The organism is Rhizobium sp. F40D2 (assembly GCF_051810745.2).
Taxonomy (GTDB): Bacteria; Pseudomonadota; Alphaproteobacteria; order Rhizobiales; family Rhizobiaceae; genus Rhizobium.
Window position 1 is genome coordinate 3,317,446 of record NZ_CM131436.1, and the last position, 18,592, is coordinate 3,336,037.

Genomic DNA, 18,592 nt, shown 5'->3' on the forward strand with positions numbered 1-18,592 from the left:
CCTGGATCGTGTTCGAGGGCGCGATTTCTGCCGGGTCGGCGATGTTTGCCGGCATGAACACGACATCAGAACATGACCGAGACCTTGCCGCCAAGCTCAGATCGCTTTCGATCGAGCCCGGGGCCCTCAAGACCGAGCCGCCGAAGCCTCATGCGCGGCGGCGCGTGATCCCCGGCGCGATGCTTGTCCTTGCTGCGACTGCATCGCTGGTGGCGGCTCTTTTCTATAGACCTGAGACGCTGCAGCGTATCGAGCGCGCGCTTGCGGGTTTTTCGGGCGGCGACCTTGCGATATCTGCTGATCGGGTGAAGGCGCGAGCAGGGACGGTGCCGCTGTTGAGGCGGTGCGGACTCGGACCGAGGATGGAGCGAAGAGCGCGATTGCACCGACCCGGGAAATCACCGGCTCCGGTTATGTCGTCGCCTCCGACGTCGCCACTGTCTTTTCCAAATATGAGGGCCGGATCGTCGCGGTCGAGGTCGAGGCGGGCGACAGCGTCGTCGCGGGGCAGGTGCTGGTGCGGCTCGACGATGCCGGCGCGGGCTTTGCGCTTCGGGGCGCCGAGATAGCGGGACGGGCGGCGGCGCTGGCGCTTGATACGAGGACTATCGAGCTTGCACAGGCGCGCTCGTCGTTTGCACGCAGCGAGCGGCTCGCCGGGCGCGATGCCATGTCGGCACAGGCGCTGGAGGAGGCGAGGACGGCTGTCGACAAGGCCGAGAATGCCGCCCTGCAGGCACGCCAGGATGTCGAAAAGGCGGAGCTCGAGTTCGACAAGGCGCGCGAGCAGGTGGAGGCGCTAACCGTGCGTGCGCCGATCTCCGGCACCGTCACGCGGCTCGACGCGCATGTCGGCGACACGGTGCTGTCGCGCGAGGACAGCGTGCGGGAGGATGAAAGCCTGCTCACTATCACCGATGCGGCGAGCCTGGTCATCGATGCCGATGTGGCCGAGGCCAATATCGCGCTGATGCGGCCGGGCCTTTCGGGCGAGGCGGTGCTCGACGGCTTTCCCGGTCAGCCCTTCGCGATCGCGGTGTCGAAGATCGCGCCGGTCATTTCGCGGGAAAAGGGGACGGTGACGCTGCGCCTGTCGCTGACATCGCCACCGCCTGGCATGCGGCCTGCCATGGCTGCGCGCATCCGGCTTGTGGTGCGGGAGGTGGCGGCTTCCGGTGCGTCGGCCGCTGGTGCCCATCACCCGCCCCCGTCCTTCGAGGCTCCGGCCCTTGGTGCGCGTGCTTCACGATGAGGGCGGCCACCGGTTACCGGTCACAAAACAACGAACCACCAAGGAGCAGAGCATGACCGACACTGAAGACCCCTATATCGCGCTTGCCGGCGTCAGGAAGGCGTTCCGGATCGGGGCAGAGACGATACCGATCTTCTCGGGGCTCGACCTTGCCATTCCGCGCGGCGATTTCGTCGCGGTGATGGGGCCGTCGGGATCGGGAAAATCGACGCTGCTGAATATGCTCGGCGGCATCGACAGCGCCGACGCCGGCGAGATCCGGATCGGGCGCAGCCATCTCGAGCAGATGGGCGAAGGGGCAAGGGCCGCCTGGCGGGCGCACAGCATGGGCATCGTTTTCCAGTTCTATAATCTGCTGCCGATGCTGAATGCGGCGGAGAATATCGAGCTGCCGCTGCTCTTGAAACCACTCGGGCGCAAGGAGCGGCGCGCGCGCGTCGATACGGTGATGGATCTGGTCGGGCTCACTGGGCGGCAGCGGCAGTTTCCGTCGAGCATGTCGGGCGGGCAGCAGCAGCGCGTCGGCATTGCGCGTGCTATCGTCGCCGATCCCGATCTCATTCTCTGCGACGAGCCGACCGGCGATCTCGACCGGAAATCGGCCAATGATATCCTGGAGATGCTCGGCTTCCTCAATCGCGAGCTTCAGAAGACCATCATCATGGTCACGCACGATCCCGAGGCCGCCGCCTTTGCCAGGCGCACGCTGTATCTCAACAAGGGCGAATTCGTCGAGGGGGAAGGCCGATGACCTTTTTCCAGCTGATGCGGCGCAATGCCTGGCGCAAGCGCCTGCGGGCCATTCTGCTGATGTTATCGGTCGGCATCGCCTTCCTGATCTACGGACTGACGGCGAGTTTCGTCAGCGGCAGCCAGGGGCGGCCGGCGCCAGCGACAATCTGCTCGGTGTGTTCAACAAATCGGGCCGGGGGCTGCCGCTGCCGATTGCCTATCTCAACCGGATCGCGGCGCAGCGCGATGTCGCGGCCGTCGCCTATACCGCGCGCATGCGGGGCTTCGTCGAGATCGAGAAGAATGTCGTCGCCGTCAGCGCGGTCGATCCGCGGGCGATTGCCGCTGCCAATGGCGCCGAACTCCGGCTGACGCCCGAGCTGATCGCGGCGCTGGAAGAAGGCGGCGACCGGGTGCTCGTCGGCAGGGCGCTGGCCGAGGCGCAGGGCTGGTCGGTCGGCCAGCGCGTCGGCCTCACCAGCCAGCTCATGAAGGCCGACGGCAGCCGGAACTGGAGCTTCACCATCGCAGGCATCTTCGAAGGTGCCGATGCCGGCACCGACACCTATTTCATGCTCGCCCGCTACGATATGGTCAATGCCGCCCGCGCGCGGGACAGGGATACGGTCGACGCCTTCGTGGTGCGCCCGCGCGACGGTGTCATCTCAGGCGTGCTGGCGGCGCGTATCGACGCGCTCTTTGCCAATTCGGCGGCGCAGACCCGGACACAATCGGAAAAACAGTTCCTCGAAGGGTTTCTCCGGCAGTTCGCCGATGTCGGGCTGATCGTCAGCCTCGTCGTCGGCGCGGCCTTCGTGACGATCCTGATGATATCGGTCAACACCATGCTGTTTGCCATCCGGGAGCGCCGCTTCGAAATCGGCGTGATGAAGGTGCTCGGCTTCTCCCGGGGCCGCATCGTCGCGCTCATTCTCGGCGAGACGCTGTTCATCTTCGCCATCGGCGGGGCGGGCGGGCTCATTCTGGCCAAGCTCGCGACGCTGTCGATCGGGCCGGAATTCGGCCTCGTCTTCAGTGGTGAGGTGCTGCTGAAATCCGTCGCGATCATTGCCGGGCTCGGCCTCCTGACCGGACTGCTGCCGGCCGTGAATGCCATGCGTCTGCCGATCGTCAATGCCTTCAAAATGAGATAGTCCAATGTCATCAGCGCTCAAGCAGACCTTTCTCATGATCAGAATCAATCTCGGCAGCCTGCCGCGGCGGCTGTGGATTTCGCTGTCGATGGTCTTGTCGGTCGCTCTCGTGGTGGCGGTGCTGGCAGGGTTTCTGGCGATGGCGCGCGGTTTCGAGGCGGCTCTTGCCGGCGCCGGCTCGCCAGACATCGCCGTCATCCTCGGCGGCGGCACCAACCAGGAAACCGGCTCCGACGTGCCGCCAGATGCCATCCGCAGCCTGACCGCTATCACTGACGACACCGGGATCGCACGCGACGGGGCCGGCAGGCTGGCGCTGTCGCGCGAGACCATCGTGCCGATCGATGTAAAGGGGAGCGACGGTGCCGAGCAGACACTGTCGCTGCGGGGCATGGACCCCACAGGGCTCGATCTGCGCGGCCGCGCCGGGCTTTCGCAGGGGCGGCTGTTTGCGCCGGGCGCGCTCGAGATCGTCGTCGGCGCCCGCATCGCAGACGCTTTCCCCGACTTTGCCGTTGGCCGGAGGGTGCGGTTCGGGGCTGTCGACTGGACCGTCGCCGGCCATTTCTCCTCCGGTGGCAGCGCCTTCGAATCCGAGATCTGGGCGGACCTGGACGCGGTGCAATCGGCCTTCGACCGCCAGGGGCAGGTGCAGAGCCTGCGCGTGCGGCTTACCAGCGGGGGCGATCCCGCGCGTGCGCTGGCGGCGCTGCGCGAGCGACTGTCCGATATATCGAGCACGCCGCTCACCGCCATCCCCGAGGCTGAACTCTATGCCGCCCAGGCCGAGCGCACCGAGAGCCTGATCCGCCTGTTTGGCTGGCCGATCGCGCTGCTGATGGCGGTCGGCGCGACGGCGGGCGCTCTGAACACGATGATGAGCTTGGTTTTCGACCGCGGCGTTGAGATCGCCACCTTGCGGCTGCTCGGCTTTTCCCGCCTGCCGGCCTTCGCCGCCACTTGGGTCGAGGCTATGCTGCTATCGGCCCTGGGAGCGGCGGTCGGCGCAATCGTCTCCCGTCTTGCCTTTAATGGCTGGCAAGCGAGCACGATGGGCGCCAACAACACTAAGATGGCGTTCCAGCTCGATGTTACGCTCGACGTGATCCTGACGGCCGGTGTGCTGGGGCTGGCGATCGGCATCCTCGGCGGCGCCTTGCCGGCGCTGGCGGCGGCGCGGCTGCCGCCGAGGGCGGCGTTGCGGGCGAGGGGGTGAACTAGCACCGTGACGACGCGCTTGTCCTTCAAGCTCCGGCATTTGGCCTGCGCATCTCAGGCTGAGGGCTGGTGGGTGTGCCGTGCCGCGCAGCCGTGACGAACCGCGCGATCTGCCGATTCATGCAATTACCCCGCCGGATATTTTTCGGATAAGTTGCATCTTTCCAGTGCCTTAGAGAATCCGGGCATTGCCTGTGGAGTAAGGTCCGCAAACCGACCCGCTGCCGCATTGACAACATCTTCTCGCCCTTTTGCCGTGGCGGGTTGCCCCCGTCGCGTTCGGACGGCCGGTTCCGGTCGATTCGCGTGGCAATGTAGCGATCCGACGAACAGGGCAACATTGGCGATATGACAATCTACTATGTGAACTCAGCGACTGGCTCCGACCGCAATGGCGGGACGGACCAGAAATCGGCTTTTGCGACTTTGTCCAAAGTGGAATCCTTGGGGCTGAAACCGGGCGACAGCGTCCTTCTTGCCAAGGGAAGCGTGTTCAACGAACAGTTCGATATCAAATATTCCGGCAGCGAGACTGCGCCGATCAAGATCGGCAGTTACGGGACGGGGGCCGCACCCGTCATCCACAGCGGCGGCGATGGCATTCACAGTCTTTATGCCTCGAACATTGTCATCGAGAACCTCAAAATATCGAACACCGGCGGTGCGGCCATCTATGGCGGCGATGTCACCAACTGGACGGTCCGCAATGTCGAGATCGCCAAGAGTGGAATGTCTGAAAACGCAGGTGCTGTCACCTTCAGGAGCAGCAAGAACGTCACGGTCGAAGACAGCAAGATATCTGATGTCAAAGGCGACGGCTTCTGGATCGAAAAGGTCAGCGGCGTCAAACTTCTCAACAATACCGTCACCAGCGCCAATGGCTCTACGGCCGATGCGATGCAGGTCAACGACAGCAGCAATATTCTGATCAAGGGCAATCATCTCGACCAGACGCATGCCGTGAGTCCGAAGGGGGGGATCGCGCTGGTGCGGGCCACCGATGCCGTGGTGGCGGACAATGTCCTGACCGGCGGGGGCTTCGGCATCAGCGCGCCTGCGGGCAAGAACGTCGCCATCCACGGCAACGACATATCGGGATATCACGGTTACAGCTGGTCCTTCGCCGTCGGCCTCGGCGATCAGGGCAGTGCGAGGGACTACGACATCTCGGGCAACCATATTCACGATGGCGCCTGGGGCGTGGCCGTCAGCGGCGCCACCGGCACCAGCTATAGCCTCACGAATATCAAGGTCCACGACAATGTCTTCGACGATCTCACCCAGGCGGCGCTGAAGGTCGACAGGCCGGCATCCGGCTCCTTCTACAACAACACCATCGAGACCGGCGTCAAGGCCACCAGCATATCGCCCGCCATCGTCGACGCGCATACCTTTTCCGTCAGCAACAACCACACGGTCGCAAATGTCGAGACGGCGCTTGCGAGCACCGAGACCAAGGTTGCCGCAGCCACGGAGGCGGTTGCCGACCCGGCAGTCGTCGCCGTCCACGACAATCTGAAGATCTTCACCGATACGGGCGAAGCCCATCGCGGCAATCTTCTGGATAATGACAGCTCCGACAACGACACGCTGGTGCTTCGCCGCTTCGGCGACGAAGCCGTCGGCAAACACGGCCTGACGCTGACCGGAGACTACGGTTCCATCCACATGGACCGGGAGGGCAACTATGCCTATACGCTCGATGAAACGAAGCTGCCCGACGACCATAGCGGGCATGTGAGCGAGTCTTTCAAGTACGGCATCGACGATGGAACCTCGCATCACAGCGACGCGGATACACTGACCGTCTTCATCCATATGGATGGCTTGCTGAGCTGAGATAGGCGGCGGCTTCTCTCCGCCCTCACCCTGAAGCGCCTCGTGAGGGGCGTTGAAGGGCGAGGGCGGCCATTCCCTCACGTTAATTGCAAACGGTCCGTTACCGTTTCATTCACCTTTCGGTCGTTATTTCATAGACTATTTTCTCTTAAGTTGTATTGTCGAGGTTGCAGCCACCGCCAGGCTTCTCGGGAACATCGCAGGCTACAGCCTGTCTGCCGCCGTCATGACAATGGAAGATTGTCCTATGGCCTTTCGCCCCGACCGCATCCGATCCACTCATCGCAGCTGATCCCCAGACGGCTGCGCGACAATGCGAGCATATGGCGATATGACAGTCTATTATGTGAACTCGGCGACAGGCGCCAACAGCAACAGCGGCACGAGCGAGGATGCGCCTTTTGCATCCTTCTGGGCGGTGGAAAATTTGAAGCTGCAGCCCGGCGACACCGTGCTGCTCGCCGCCGGAAGCGTGTATAACGATCAGCTCGACCTCAAATATTCCGGCACAGCCAGCGCCCCGATCACAATCGGCAGCTACGGGATCGGCGATGCGCCGGTCATCCATAGTCCCGGCGACGGCATTCACAGCCTTTATGCGTCGAACATCGTCATCGAGAACATCAAGATCTCGGATACCGGCGGTGCAGCCATCTATGGCGGTTATGTTTCGAACTGGACGGTGCGCAATGTCGAGGTCGATCACACCGGCTTGGCGGGCAAGTCCGGTTCCGTCACCTTCCGAACCGGCTCGAACATCACCATCGAAAACAGCACGATCAACGACGTAAACGGCGACGGCGTCTGGATCGAGAAGATCAACGGCGTCACCTTTCTCAACAACACCGTCACCAATGCCCATGGCACTGCGGCAGATGCCGTGCAGATGAACGACAGCAGCAACATCCTGATCAGCGGCAATTATCTCGACCAGTCGGGCGCCAGTAGCCCGAAGGGCGTGCTGGCGCTCGTCCGGCCAGTCGATGCCTTGATCGAGGATAACACGCTGGTTGGCGGCGGCTTCGGGCTGAGCGCTCAGGCGGGTACGAATATCGCCATCCACGACAACGACATATCGGGATATGGCGGCTACAGCTGGTCCTACGCCGTCGGTCTCGGCGATCAGGGCGACACCAGGGACTATGATATCTCAGGCAATTACATCCATGACGGCGTATGGGGCGTGGTGGTCAGCTCCGCCGGCACCACAAGTTACGTTCGCGAAGATATCGATGTTCACAACAACGTTTTCGACGATCTGTCGCAGGCGGCGTTGAAGGTCGACCGGCCTGCATCCGGGGCTTTCCACGACAATGTCATCGCCAGCGATGTCACGCCGTACAGCATATCGCCGGCCATCATCGCCGCGAACACCTTTCCCGTCAGCAACAACACGACGCTCGAGGAGGCTGACGCCTTGTTTGTGAGCCTCGATAGTCACGTTGCCGGTGATACAACGCATGTGAGCGCGGCCCCGATAATTGTCGCGGCCCATGACAGCTTGAAAATTTCAGCCGACGCGGATGGCGCCCATCATGGCAATCTGCTGGAAAACGACAGTTCGGCCAATGGGATCCTGCTGCTTCGCCGCTTCGAGGGCGAAGTCGTCGACAAGAACGGTCTGACGCTGACCGGGCAATACGGCACCATCCATGTCGACGATCACGGCGACTACAGCTACACGCTCGACGCGGCGAAGCTTGCTGGAGTTAGCGGAGACGTCAGCGAGACTTTCCACTATAAGATCTCCGACGGTGCTGCGCATCATTTCGATACGGATACGCTAAGCATCTCCATTGATGTGGACGGCGTACTGACCTGACAGAGGGATACCCACAGCAGCTTATCGGCCGCCGAGCAGGATCCTGGTGACGTCGACTTCGATTTCCGTGCAGATCATCTCGTATTCGCTGACGATCGCCGGATCGGCCGACTGATCCTTGCGCATGCGATCAAGAACGGCGCAAGCCTCCCCATAGGCTCCGCACAGTTCGTAAAGATGGGGCTGGGTCGCCGCGGCTGCTCGGATCGTTGCCCTCGTCGCGGGCAGCCTCATCATAAGCCTGGCCAGCCCCTGTTCGGCGACTTGTCGGATGATGTGTGCGACGCCTTCTTTCCTGACCATTCCATCAACCCTCGCCGCCTGTAACTCGCTGTCGAGAGTTAATACGCAGGAATGCTGCATCTGGTTTCATGCCGGATGCAAGATCGTCCTTTAAAGCCTCGATGGTGGAGGAAGTCCGGCAAGGCCGGGCGTTGACGATCGGCGGCTTTCTCTGCCATCTGCTTACGAAGAGAGGCCGATCGTGATGGTAGCGGAAAGCACGCCGCCATCGAGCTTCTTGAAGTCGAATATGTGATCGGCGGCATCCTCCGGGATGATGGCGTCCGATTCATTGCGGGTATCGCGGGGAGGGCGTCCAAGATAGTCCGGATGCTCGCCATAGATGATGTCGCTCAGCGTATCGTCGAAATAGAGCTGGCTGACGAGAAGCTCCTTGCCTTCGACGAGGATGAGGCAATGAACATGCGGCGTGCGGCCCTTGTACCATCCGGGGTAGGCCGTCAGGAAGCTTGCCTGCCCCTCAGTATCCGTCAGCTGGCGTCCGCGAAAGGCGAGGCCGCCGATTGCCTCGGTATCACCGAGCGTACACATGTCGGCTGCCTCGCGGCCGGAATAGATGCCACGATGATCGGTATGCCAGATTTCGATATCGGCATTTTCGATAGGCCGGCAATCGGCGGCATGGACCATGCGAACGGCCAGCCGCAACGGCAGTCCGGCCTGTCCTTCCGACACGTCCTGACGGGCCGGAATATTGTTGACGTGGCAGGGGCCGAGGGTTTGGGCGGTGGTCACGATGCAATTCGGACGGCTGCGGAAGAGCGGCGCAGGCAGCCTTTCCAATGCGACCGACTTTGTGCCGCCGCTAAGGAAATCCGTTCCCTTCCAGTCGAATGTCCTGGCGGCAACAGTGATATGCTGCCGTGGCCAGATCGCCGCCGCGGCCACGGTTGAGGCCGCAATGGCTGCACCTCCAAGCACCAGAGTTCGCCTTTGCATCGGTCTTCCTTTCCTGAAGACGCAGCGTGTAAGGAGGATGCGCAGCAAACTCCAATTAAATCCAGGCAATGATTGATGGCAGAGGGAGCCAAAGTCTCCAAACTTGCCACTTCCGGTTCCGCAGCCTTTACAGCGCGTCGTGTCTTTTCAGATGCGCAAGGTCGCTGTAATTCTTTGCGGCGGGCATCCGACATTCGTTGCTGAGCCAGGGCAGGGCATATGGAACCAACCCACTTATTCGAGCTTGTTATCGCGATGTTTCTGGCGATCATCGCGCTGCACTATGCCGCCCACAGGCTCGGCCTGCCGCCGTCCGTCGCGTTGCTGACCGGTGGCGCTTTGCTGGCGTTTGTGCCGGGATTGCCGGCGATTTCAGTCGATCCAGGGCTGGTGCTGGTCATCTTCCTGCCGCCGCTGTTGATGGATGGCGCCTGGTCGATTGCGCTGTCGCGGCTGCGACGCCACATGATCGGGATCGCCTCGCTTGCCGTCGGCGCGGTTTTGTTCACCTGCGCCGTCGTGGCTGTTGTCGTCCATCTCATCTTTCCGTCACTTCCCTGGGCCGCCTGCGCGGCACTGGGCGCGATCGTTGCGCCGCCGGACGCAGTTTCGGCGCGCGCCGTGCTGGAGCGCGTCAGGCTGCCACGGCGGCTGCAGATTCTGCTGGAAGGTGAGAGCCTGCTCAACGATGCGAGCGGCCTGGTTCTTTTCCGTTTTGCCGTCGCCGCCGCCGCAACGGGCGCCTTCAGCGCGGGGGAGGCCGTTGGCAACTTCTTCGTGCTGGCGCTCGGCGGCGCTATCGTCGGCATCGTGATCGCAGCCGCATGGGTCAAACTTATCCGGCATCTCGGCGACGACTATCTGATCATTGCGGCCACCGTGCTGCTCGGCTGGATTTCCTATCTGCTTGGCGAACTGCTGCATGTTTCCGGCGTCATCGCCACCGTGACCACGGGCCTGGTCGCCTCCTGGCACCAGCACACGGTATTTTCAGCGGCGACGCGCATGCGAGGCACGTCGTTCTGGACGGTGATGATCTTCCTGATGGAAGCTGCGGTCTTCACATTGATCGGGCTGTCGCTCCGGGATGTCGTCGAACGCGGCGGCGGCTTTAGCACCGTGATCGCGACAATGGGACTGCCGATGCTGGCAGTCCTCGTGACACTCGTGGTCGCGCGGTTTGCCTGGGTCTTTGCCTCGGATCTCGTCATCAAGTCATGTGCAGCGCTGGGGCTCACGCGTACCCAGCCGCTCGGCGCCGGCGGCGCGACCGTTCTGAGCTGGGCGGGTGTGCGCGGCGTGGTGACGCTGGCCTTGGCGCTGAGCCTGCCCGACGGTTTCCCCGGCCGCGACTTTATCCTCGCCACGTCCTTTACCGTCATTCTCGGAACGGTGCTCGTGCAGGGCACGACATTGGGGCGAGTGATTGCCTGGGCGCGGCTTGCGCCGGAGACGGAAAGAGCGCGCCTGACAATGAGCCAGGCGGAAGCCGCCATGGCGCAGGTGCAGCTCGGGATCGTGCAAAACCTGGCCTATGACGCGAAGGGAAAGCTCATTCATCCGCAATTGTTGGAGCGCTATCAACGCAGGGCGACGGCGATCGTCGACTATGCCGAGAGAACCGAGCACTACGTGCCGCTGCTGCATGCTCATTTCGACGTCGTTCTCGAAGCTGTCGCGACAGGGCGCCGGGAACTCATTCGTCTCCACCGCGCCGGCGACATCGATGACGAGACGTTGGACGAACTGGAACGCGATCTCGATCTCGAGGAGTTGAGCGCGATCTCGGCCAAGGCCTGACTCAGTCTCTGACGCCGGCGGCGCTGGCGACGCGCGCCCATCCGGCACTGCAATTTTTCGCCTTCGCTATCCCGCTCTAAGCGCGTCGCATCAAACTTGATTCATGCGACGCACTTTAGCTCTTTGTTTTGATGCATGTCGTTATCCCGGAACCGCTGCACACTTCCGGGCGACATGCATTAAATGGCAATCTGTTCGCCGAGTTCGACGACGCGGTTTGACGGCAGGTTGAAGTAATCGGAGGGATCGATCGCAAAGCCTTCCAATGCCATGAATATGCGCTCCTGCCAGTCGGGCAGGCCGGTGTTCGGCGTCCTCACAAGGTTCCGGCGACCGAGATAGAAGGAGGTCTTCATGATCTCGAATTTGAAACCGCCCTCCCGGCAGAGCGCCAGCGCCCTGGTGACATCAGGATCGTCCATGAAGCCGAAGGTGAGATCAAGGCGCACGAAGCGCGGCGAGAGCTGGCTGATCTTGATGCGCCTGTTGTCGGGGACATAAGGTTCGTCTTCGGTCCAGACGGTCAGGATGACGTTCTGTTCGTGGAGCACGTGGTTGTGCTTGAGATTGTGGAGCAGAACATTCGGCGTTCGGTCCGGGACGCTGGTCAGGAAGACAGCCGTTCCCGGAACGGTGACCGGCGAATGGTCCGACTTTCGCTCGATCGATCTGATGAAGGAATCGAGCGGAATCTCGTTGCTGGCGCGCAGCCGCTTCAGATAGGCCTGCCCGCGGGTCCATGTCCACATCAGGATCATGATCGCCAGTGCGAGGGCGACCGGAACCCAGCCGCCATCGTAGATCTTCAAGAGGTTGGCCGCCAAAAACAGGACTTCAATGAGAAAGAGCGGCAGCAGCACGACGCCGGCGAGCAGGAAGGAGTAGCCCCAGACGGCGCGGAGAAACTGGAAGACCAGCATGGTCGAGATGACCATGGTTCCGGTCACCGAGATGCCGTAAGCCGTCGCCAGTGACTCGGAATCGCGGAAGAAAAAGATCAGCATCAAGACGCCGACCAGGAGGAGAAGATTGACGCTCGGCACGTAGATCTGGCCCGTGTTGGTCTCCGACGTGAACTTGATCCGCAGCCGCGGCAGGAAGCCGAGGTGAACCGCCGAGCGGGCCAGCGAAAACGCACCGGTGATGACAGCCTGGCTGGCGATGATCGTCGCCATCGTCGCCAGCAGAACCACCGGCAGCAAGGCCCAATCGGGATACATCAGAAAGAATGGATTGGCCGCCGCTTCGGGATGGGCGAGAACGAGCGCGCCTTGTCCGAGATAGTTGAGAAGCAATGCCGGAAAGACCAGCACGAACCATGCCGTCTGGATCGGGCGGCGCCCGAAATGCCCGAGATCGGCATAGAGCGCTTCGCAGCCGGTGACGGTCAGAAAGACGGCGCCGAGCACGATAAGGCCGACAGTGCCGGCATGGGTGAGGAACAGGAATGCATTGACCGGATTGAGCGCCTCCAAAATCGCCCAGTCGTCACCGATATGGATCAGACCGCCCGCCGCCATCGCCAGAAACCACAACACCGTGATCGGCCCGAAAAACATCGAAACGGCAGCGGTTCCCCGCGACTGGACGCCGAACAGAACGATCATGATCGCAGCCGACGCCAGCGGCACATAGTCGGCAAAGGCCGGGGTGACCAGCTTCAGGCCTTCGAGCGCCGACATGACCGACAGAGCAGGCGTGATCATCGCATCGCCGATGAAGAGAGCCGCTCCGATCAGGCCGGCGAAGAAGAGCACGGGGACGTTCCGTCCCATCTTCTTCATCAGGAGGGCGAGAAGCGAAAGCGTGCCGCCTTCGCCGTCATTATCCGCCCTGAGAAGGAAGAGCACATATTTGAAGGTCACAATGATCGTCAGCGTCCAGACCATCAGCGAAATGAGCCCGATGACCTCGGCCTCATGCACGCCATCGGCGGCAAAGGGCCTCAGCGCCTCACGAAGGGCATAGAGCGGGCTGGTGCCGATATCGCCATAGACGACGCCGATCGCGCCGACGACCAGTCCGACAAAGCCCTTGCGGCCGGCACCTTCACCCGTATTGTCTGCACGTGTTGACGTCATGGTTCCCCGCTCATGCCACCTGGCCATGCACACAAACATATGCCGCATTGCAGAACGGCAAGTAAATTGATGCGGGTGCGAATTTTTGTGAGGGGGAGAATGCGGACTGAGGAGGACAGCATCCACGCGTGGTGTCACAAACGGTTGCCCGACGACTGCTTCCGGCAAGCCGCCAATCCTCCTGAAACGAGCAACGGTGGGAGATAATCGAGAACCGCGGATTTTGCGGCCAGTCGCCATTTCGTTGGAATGTCCGGCTATCTCGGATAGCTGGGCTTCAATCGCCGCCCCAATCGGAGCAAGTCCCCGAAATGAAGCCGCATCATCGCATTTTTTTCATTCAATTTGCCGTCGCCCTTTCCGTCGGTGCCTTTCTTTCGCGGCTGCCCGATCTGCAGCGCAAGTTCGGCCTTGCCGAGGGCGAGCTCGGCCTTTTGCTCGCTGTCTTGTCCTCAGGGGTTCTGTGCGGGCTGACGTTCTCGGTGAGGTTCATCGAGAGGCTCGGTGCACGCAAGACCGCCTTCGTCACAGTCTTCGGCGCGTCGCTGTTTTTGGCGCTGATCGCCTGGATGCCTTCGGCTCCGTCGGCGGTGCCTTTGTTCTTCATTGCCGGCATTTTCACCGGGGCATTCGAGATCAACGCCAATATCGAAACCGATCGCCATGAGGCGCTGCTTGGATACCGCATCATGAGCCGGGCTCACGGCATGTGGAGCCTCGGCTTCTGCCTCACCGCCCTTGTTGCCGCCGGCATGCGGCAGGCTGCCGTCTCCATCGAACTGCATACTTTCCTCATCCTCGTCATTGTCTTGATTGCGGGTTCCATCGTTTTCTCCGGGATCGAGAATGCGCCCAAGCGGCGCGATACTCACCCCGGCCATGCGCCGCTTATCGCCTTTCCCACCATCGGGCTGCTGCCCCTTTGCCTCGTCGGCGCAGCCCCGCTTCTTGCCGAAGGCGCAAGCGTCGATTGGTCGGCAATCTATATGCGGGACGTATTTGCCGTCGAACCATTCGTCGGCGGGCTTGGCGTGACCACCTTCTCCTTGCTGATCGCCATCGGACGGCTCGGCATGGACCCTGTCATCGATCGCTTCAATCCCCGCCCGGTCGCCATAACCCTCCTTGGAATTACGGCCGTCGGTGTTGTGATGGTGGCGACGGCGACGCATCCTGTTGTCGCGCTTGCAGGCTTCGGCCTGACGGGGATCGGCTGCTCATCGGTCTATCCGCTTGCCATCTCGGCTGCGGCCCGGCGCAGGGATCGACCTGCACCGGTCAGCGTTGCAGCACTCGGGCAGACGACGTTTCTCGTGTTTTTCGCTGGGCCGCCGCTGCTCGGTTTCGTTGCCGAACACCTCGGCATCCGCTTTTCTTACTGGGCAGTCGTCCCTGTTCTTGCTGCGGCACTTCTGGTCACCAGGGCGCTTGCCGCGGATCCTGCTTCGGTCACAGGCCGGCCCGAACCGGTGCAACCTCACGGTTGACTCGCCGCGCCGGCTATCCACTGTCCGGCAGCGTCCATCTCCGCAACCTACATGGTGGTGCACTACCAGCTTTGGCCGCAGTATGGGCGCGGGCGCAATGTATTTCCGGTCGAAACTAAGTATTACTTTGGCTATCTTGAATATAACCCGTATAGGTGATGGCCGCGGCCGCTCACTGCTGTCAACTTTTTGGTGAATCAACTTGTTGCTCAATCACTTGCGGGTGCGGTTCATCCTACCCAGAAGGAACTGGGTTCGGATGGTGAAACGCTAGCCTTTCGACCCAACAAAACATACGGTTTGCAGAGTTCGCGATGATCGGGTCCAGCCGCAAACCAAGCCTGCCTGCAGCGGTTTCGGGCCTTTCTCTGGTCTAATTTCTGTCGGCAAAATACCAGTATTAGTTGTTTCTAAATCACGCCATAATTGGCTTCTACGTTGCCGCGCCTGTTTTATTCTTCGCCACATTTCGAAATTTCAGCGTTATACAAACAATGGTGGGTAACTATGAAGGTTATTCTCGTCATCGTCCTCACGGTGCTTGCCGTGCCCTGTGAGGCGGACATGCTGGGCACGGCGGTCAAGTACAAGAGCATGCACGAACGCTCCATCTCCTTCCTCAGCATCAATCCCCGCAGGGTATCGTGGTGCGGGGCGTTCCTGGCCTTTGTCGCCAAGCGATCTTCGCGACAACCGCCGCCCAACCCCAATATGGCGGTGTCCTGGAGGAAGTTCGGCAAGCCGGTGTTCTTCCGCGCCGCCAGGCGAGGGGATGTCGTCGTGATCCGCACGGGCAGGCGCTTTCATGTGAGCCTTTTCGATCACATCGACCAGCGCCGGCAGTACGTCTACCTGTTCGGCGGCAATCAATCCAACCGGGTGCAACTGTCCAGGTATCGCGCCAGCTCAGTCGTCGCAGTGCGACGATAAGGGGGCGGAGAGGGTGCGCTTGCGTCACCCGATGGTGTCGCTGCGTGCCAGCGGCAAAACTTTACAGGGCTATCGATTGGCGACGGACGCAAGGGCGGGTTAGCGCTGATGGGAATTGCCGCTGACGCGCCTGAACGCAGCGATGATGCTCTCCGCGGCCAGTTCCGCCTGATCCGATGTCGTCTGGAAGTTGGTGACGGAGAGGCGCAACACGTCGCGGCCGTGCCATTTGGCGCCGCCGGCAAAGATCAGGCCATCCGCCTGGATCTTTTCGATCGTCTTTCGGGTCAGCGCATCACCTTCTGCGTCCGGACGGTCGGCTGCGAAGCGGATGACGAGTTGGTTCAGCACGACCTCGTTCAGAATGGCGATGCCGGGCTCGCGCCCGAGCAGGTCGGCTGCCCGCCGCGCCGAGGCGCAGCACTGGTCGATGAGGGCGGCCACGCCTTCGCGGCCGAGATGTTTCAGCATCGCCCAGGTGGCAAAGCCGCGCGCCCTTCTTGATAGCTCCGGCACGTAGTGGGAAGGATCGCGTTCGCCGTCGCCGGCGAGCGGCAGATAGCTTGCGGCGATCGTCATGGCGCGGCGATGGGCGAGTTCGTTGCGGACAATCGCATAGCCGCAATCATAGGGTGTCTGCAGCCATTTGTGGCCGTCGGTCGCCCAGCTGTCGGCGGCTTCGATGCCGCGGCTGAGATGCCTGGTCTTCACCGACGCCTGCGCCCAGAGGCCGAAGGCGCCGTCGATATGCACCCAGGCGCCTTTCGCTTTCAGCAGCGGGATGATCGCGGCGAAGTCGTCGAAAGCGCCGGTATTGATCTGCCCCGCCTGGAGAATGGCGATGACGGGACCGGAGACCGTATCGAGCGCGCCCGCCAGCGCGGCCGGGTCTATCCGTCCCACCGGATCGGTGCGCACGCGCAACACGCGATCATGGCCGAGGCCCAGGAATTGCAGCGCGGAGAACACCGTCGTGTGAGCATCGTCACCGATCAGCACGGTGATTTCCGGCGCGCCGAACAGGCCGCGGGCATCGCCATCCCAGCCGACCTTGCGCAGCACCTCGCCGCGGGCGGCGGCAAGGCAGGTGAAGTTCGCCACCGTCGCGCCGGTGACGAAGCCGACCGAGCTTTCAGCCGGCAGCTTCAGGAGATCGAGAAGCCATCTCGCAGCGACCGTCTCGACGGCGGCAGCGGCCGGGGCGGCGGTATGGTTTCCGGCATTCTGGCCCCAAGCGCTGGTGAGGAAATCGGCTGCGACGCCGACGGGATGGGAACCGCCGATGACCCAGCCGAAGAAGCGCGGGCCTGTTGTCGCATGAAGCCCAGGTTCGGCGCCATCTGCGAGCTGCGTGATGACATCAAGCATCTGCGAACCGACCGTCGGCAGCGGCTCGTCAAAGCAGGCAAGCGAGGTGGCGTAGTCGTGAATGGGCATATGGCGAGCGGGTGTCGCCTGCCGAAACCCGGCCGCAAGCCGGGCAGCTTCCTGAAACAGAGATGCAATTGCCGACATGCGGATACCCCTGCCGCCGACCGCCCCGGGATGCCCCTCGGCGCAAGCTGTCGGCGCATGCAGTCCAGCCGATCTTACCGACGCCGTCTTGGCGGCGCAATATAAGATTGACGTGCTTCTCGCCTTTACCGGGATGGCCAAAATAAATCGAGCGCTGCGGGAGATGTTTATTCAAACTCGGCAATAACTACCCTATTTTGCGTCGTCCATTTCCGAATTCTACTGGTTTTCATTTAAAATCTATTGCCTTCTCTTCAAGTATCATTCAATGATGGAGAAATATCATTCGCGCCGCTGTCAAGGCCGCTCTGCCAATCAGCGAGGGATATGCACTGAAGTATTTCGTTCTCTATACGCTGATTTGCATGGTGGTCGGGATAGTTCTTCTCGTCATTGTCCGTCAGACTGCCCCCTTCAAGCTGGAAAAGCCGAGCGATCAAACGACCGAGTGGTCAGCTGATGGATCGGCGACGGGGTCCACCGATCAGCCGGATAATCTGGTTGTACGGTCGACGCGCGAGCCGGCGACCGAGCGACCTGCCGTCCGGCCGTCCAATCAATGGGACCTCCGGCCAACGAACCAGCCGACGGACGGGGATCCGTCGGGTGTCCGGAAGGGCGGCCGGGTGGGAACCCCGGCGCAGTAATTGCAGCCGGAGCCTGCCTCGTCCTTCGAGACCCCTCAGAATGAGGCTCTCTGGGGTGCGGCATCTTCCGACGCCCTCCATCCTGAGACGGAGCCTCGAAGGACAGGCTTCAGCATTTCCCCCTGCATTCTTGCGCCACCGGCGCACCTTGTCTTCGAGGCCCCTTGCGGGCTGTCTCGGGATGAGGCTCTTCTAGGTGTTGGCGTGAGGCGGGTGCAATAAGGGCCAGATTTCAGTCATCGTCTCCGCTTGCATCGGCCGGAACACACTGTCATGACGACAGCTGAGATATCCGGGAGGTCTCCGAATGGATGCAAGCGGCGTAACGATCAGGCATATCCAGGCAGGCGAGGTGGAGGCCTTCCGGCGCATCCGTCTGGAAGCGCTTCGCACCGAACCCGCCTCCTTTGCCAGCCGCTACGAAGACTGGGCGGCTCTTTCCCTGGATGAGTGGCGCAACCGCCTGAGCGAGCCGGTTTTCATTGCGTTTCAGGGCGGTGAGCCCGTCGGTATCATGGGCCTGCTCCGCCAGCGGTCGAGCAAGATGGCCCATCGGGCGACGATCATCATGGTCTACATCGGAAGGAGCCTGCGCGGCACCGGTCTTGCCGAGAGGCTTCTTGATGTCGTGGTCGATCATGCGCGCGATATCGGCATCCGGCAGCTCGAACTCTTCGTCAGCGCGGAGAATGCGGCGGCGATCCGGTTCTATCAGCGGCAGGGCTTTTCCGAGGTCGGCAGGATCCCTGCCGGGGTTCTGGAAGAGGGCAGGGAGATCGACGACGTCATCATGGCTCGCCGCCTGGTCGATTAGGCCTCGCGCGAAATTTTAGCGCATTTGCTCTACCTGATCTATTGACCTCAAGCGCGGTT

Annotated in this window: 12 protein-coding genes and 2 pseudogenes; 10 read left to right on the forward strand and 4 right to left on the reverse strand. The window is 61.9% G+C overall.

Annotated features, from left to right (window positions below; translation table 11 throughout):
- Positions 1–8 precede the first annotated feature (8 nt).
- From ACS4RS_RS15905 to ACS4RS_RS15930, 6 genes and pseudogenes are all read left to right on the forward strand, one after another.
- Positions 9–1,252, forward strand: a pseudogene (locus ACS4RS_RS15905) (efflux RND transporter periplasmic adaptor subunit).
- Positions 1,253–1,304: 52 nt separating this feature from the next.
- The gene (locus ACS4RS_RS15910) at positions 1,305–2,003 is read left to right on the forward strand and encodes an ABC transporter ATP-binding protein (protein ID WP_449313724.1); all 699 of its coding nucleotides are present in this window, start codon (positions 1,305–1,307) and stop codon (positions 2,001–2,003) included.
- Positions 2,000–3,138, forward strand: a pseudogene (locus ACS4RS_RS15915) (ABC transporter permease). Before ACS4RS_RS15910 ends, ACS4RS_RS15915 begins: the two are co-directional and overlap by 4 nt.
- Positions 3,139–3,142: 4 nt before the next feature.
- Complete coding sequence (locus tag ACS4RS_RS15920) at positions 3,143–4,354, forward strand: ABC transporter permease (RefSeq protein ID WP_439010204.1); 1,212 nt, start codon at positions 3,143–3,145, stop codon at positions 4,352–4,354.
- Between the two features lie 350 nt (positions 4,355–4,704).
- Positions 4,705–6,195, forward strand: coding sequence for a right-handed parallel beta-helix repeat-containing protein (locus ACS4RS_RS15925; RefSeq protein WP_449313725.1), 1,491 nt, complete (start codon positions 4,705–4,707; stop codon positions 6,193–6,195).
- Positions 6,196–6,526: 331 nt separating this feature from the next.
- Positions 6,527–8,017 carry a right-handed parallel beta-helix repeat-containing protein gene (locus tag ACS4RS_RS15930; protein WP_439010203.1) on the forward strand — a complete coding sequence of 497 codons (1,491 nt, stop codon included), beginning with the start codon at positions 6,527–6,529 and terminating at the stop codon, positions 8,015–8,017.
- A 21-nt stretch (positions 8,018–8,038) separates the two neighbouring features.
- On the opposite strand, the gene ACS4RS_RS15935 is transcribed toward ACS4RS_RS15930, so the two are convergent.
- Positions 8,039–8,320, reverse strand: coding sequence for a nodulation protein (locus ACS4RS_RS15935; RefSeq protein WP_439010202.1), 282 nt, complete (start codon positions 8,318–8,320; stop codon positions 8,039–8,041).
- Between the two features lie 162 nt (positions 8,321–8,482).
- Entirely contained in the window at positions 8,483–9,259 is a 777-nt protein-coding gene (locus ACS4RS_RS15940) for a dioxygenase family protein (protein ID WP_439010201.1), read from the reverse strand.
- 219 nt (positions 9,260–9,478) lie between these two features.
- Here ACS4RS_RS15940 and ACS4RS_RS15945 point away from each other — a divergent pair, with 219 nt between their 5' ends.
- Complete coding sequence (locus ACS4RS_RS15945) at positions 9,479–11,059, forward strand: Na+/H+ antiporter (protein ID WP_439010200.1); 1,581 nt, start codon at positions 9,479–9,481, stop codon at positions 11,057–11,059.
- A 179-nt stretch (positions 11,060–11,238) separates the two neighbouring features.
- On the opposite strand, the gene ACS4RS_RS15950 is transcribed toward ACS4RS_RS15945, so the two are convergent.
- Positions 11,239–13,140 (reverse strand): KUP/HAK/KT family potassium transporter, encoded by a 1,902-nt coding sequence (locus tag ACS4RS_RS15950; protein WP_439010199.1) that lies wholly within the window; start codon positions 13,138–13,140, stop codon positions 11,239–11,241.
- A 311-nt stretch (positions 13,141–13,451) separates the two neighbouring features.
- Between ACS4RS_RS15950 and ACS4RS_RS15955 the strand changes: the two genes are divergently transcribed.
- A complete protein-coding gene (locus tag ACS4RS_RS15955; protein ID WP_439010198.1) occupies positions 13,452–14,627 on the forward strand; it encodes an MFS transporter in 1,176 nt (391 codons plus the stop codon).
- Positions 14,628–15,134: 507 nt separating this feature from the next.
- A complete protein-coding gene (locus ACS4RS_RS15960) occupies positions 15,135–15,557 on the forward strand; it encodes a TIGR02594 family protein (protein ID WP_097625952.1) in 423 nt (140 codons plus the stop codon).
- 99 nt (positions 15,558–15,656) lie between these two features.
- On the opposite strand, the gene ACS4RS_RS15965 is transcribed toward ACS4RS_RS15960, so the two are convergent.
- The gene (locus ACS4RS_RS15965) at positions 15,657–17,072 is read right to left on the reverse strand and encodes a pyridoxal-dependent decarboxylase (RefSeq protein ID WP_439010197.1); all 1,416 of its coding nucleotides are present in this window, start codon (positions 17,070–17,072) and stop codon (positions 15,657–15,659) included.
- A gap of 954 nt (positions 17,073–18,026) precedes the next feature.
- On the opposite strand from ACS4RS_RS15965, the gene ACS4RS_RS15970 reads away from it, so the two are divergent.
- Positions 18,027–18,533 (forward strand): GNAT family N-acetyltransferase, encoded by a 507-nt coding sequence (locus ACS4RS_RS15970; RefSeq protein WP_439010196.1) that lies wholly within the window; start codon positions 18,027–18,029, stop codon positions 18,531–18,533.
- The last annotated feature ends 59 nt before the right edge of the window (positions 18,534–18,592 follow it).

What these genes read in the sequence shown, in the direction of transcription:
- ACS4RS_RS15910 (WP_449313724.1), top strand. Translation starts at nt 1,305, where the DNA reads ATGACCGACACTGAAGACCCCTATATCGCGCTTGCCGGCGTCAGGAAG.
- ACS4RS_RS15920 (WP_439010204.1), top strand. Translation starts at nt 3,143, where the DNA reads ATGTCATCAGCGCTCAAGCAGACCTTTCTCATGATCAGAATCAATCTC.
- ACS4RS_RS15925 (WP_449313725.1), top strand. Translation starts at nt 4,705, where the DNA reads ATGACAATCTACTATGTGAACTCAGCGACTGGCTCCGACCGCAATGGC.
- ACS4RS_RS15930 (WP_439010203.1), top strand. Translation starts at nt 6,527, where the DNA reads ATGACAGTCTATTATGTGAACTCGGCGACAGGCGCCAACAGCAACAGC.
- ACS4RS_RS15935 (WP_439010202.1), bottom strand. Translation starts at nt 8,320, where the DNA reads ATGGTCAGGAAAGAAGGCGTCGCACACATCATCCGACAAGTCGCCGAA.
- ACS4RS_RS15940 (WP_439010201.1), bottom strand. Translation starts at nt 9,259, where the DNA reads ATGCAAAGGCGAACTCTGGTGCTTGGAGGTGCAGCCATTGCGGCCTCA.
- ACS4RS_RS15945 (WP_439010200.1), top strand. Translation starts at nt 9,479, where the DNA reads ATGGAACCAACCCACTTATTCGAGCTTGTTATCGCGATGTTTCTGGCG.
- ACS4RS_RS15950 (WP_439010199.1), bottom strand. Translation starts at nt 13,140, where the DNA reads ATGACGTCAACACGTGCAGACAATACGGGTGAAGGTGCCGGCCGCAAG.
- ACS4RS_RS15955 (WP_439010198.1), top strand. Translation starts at nt 13,452, where the DNA reads ATGAAGCCGCATCATCGCATTTTTTTCATTCAATTTGCCGTCGCCCTT.
- ACS4RS_RS15960 (WP_097625952.1), top strand. Translation starts at nt 15,135, where the DNA reads ATGAAGGTTATTCTCGTCATCGTCCTCACGGTGCTTGCCGTGCCCTGT.
- ACS4RS_RS15965 (WP_439010197.1), bottom strand. Translation starts at nt 17,072, where the DNA reads ATGTCGGCAATTGCATCTCTGTTTCAGGAAGCTGCCCGGCTTGCGGCC.
- ACS4RS_RS15970 (WP_439010196.1), top strand. Translation starts at nt 18,027, where the DNA reads ATGGATGCAAGCGGCGTAACGATCAGGCATATCCAGGCAGGCGAGGTG.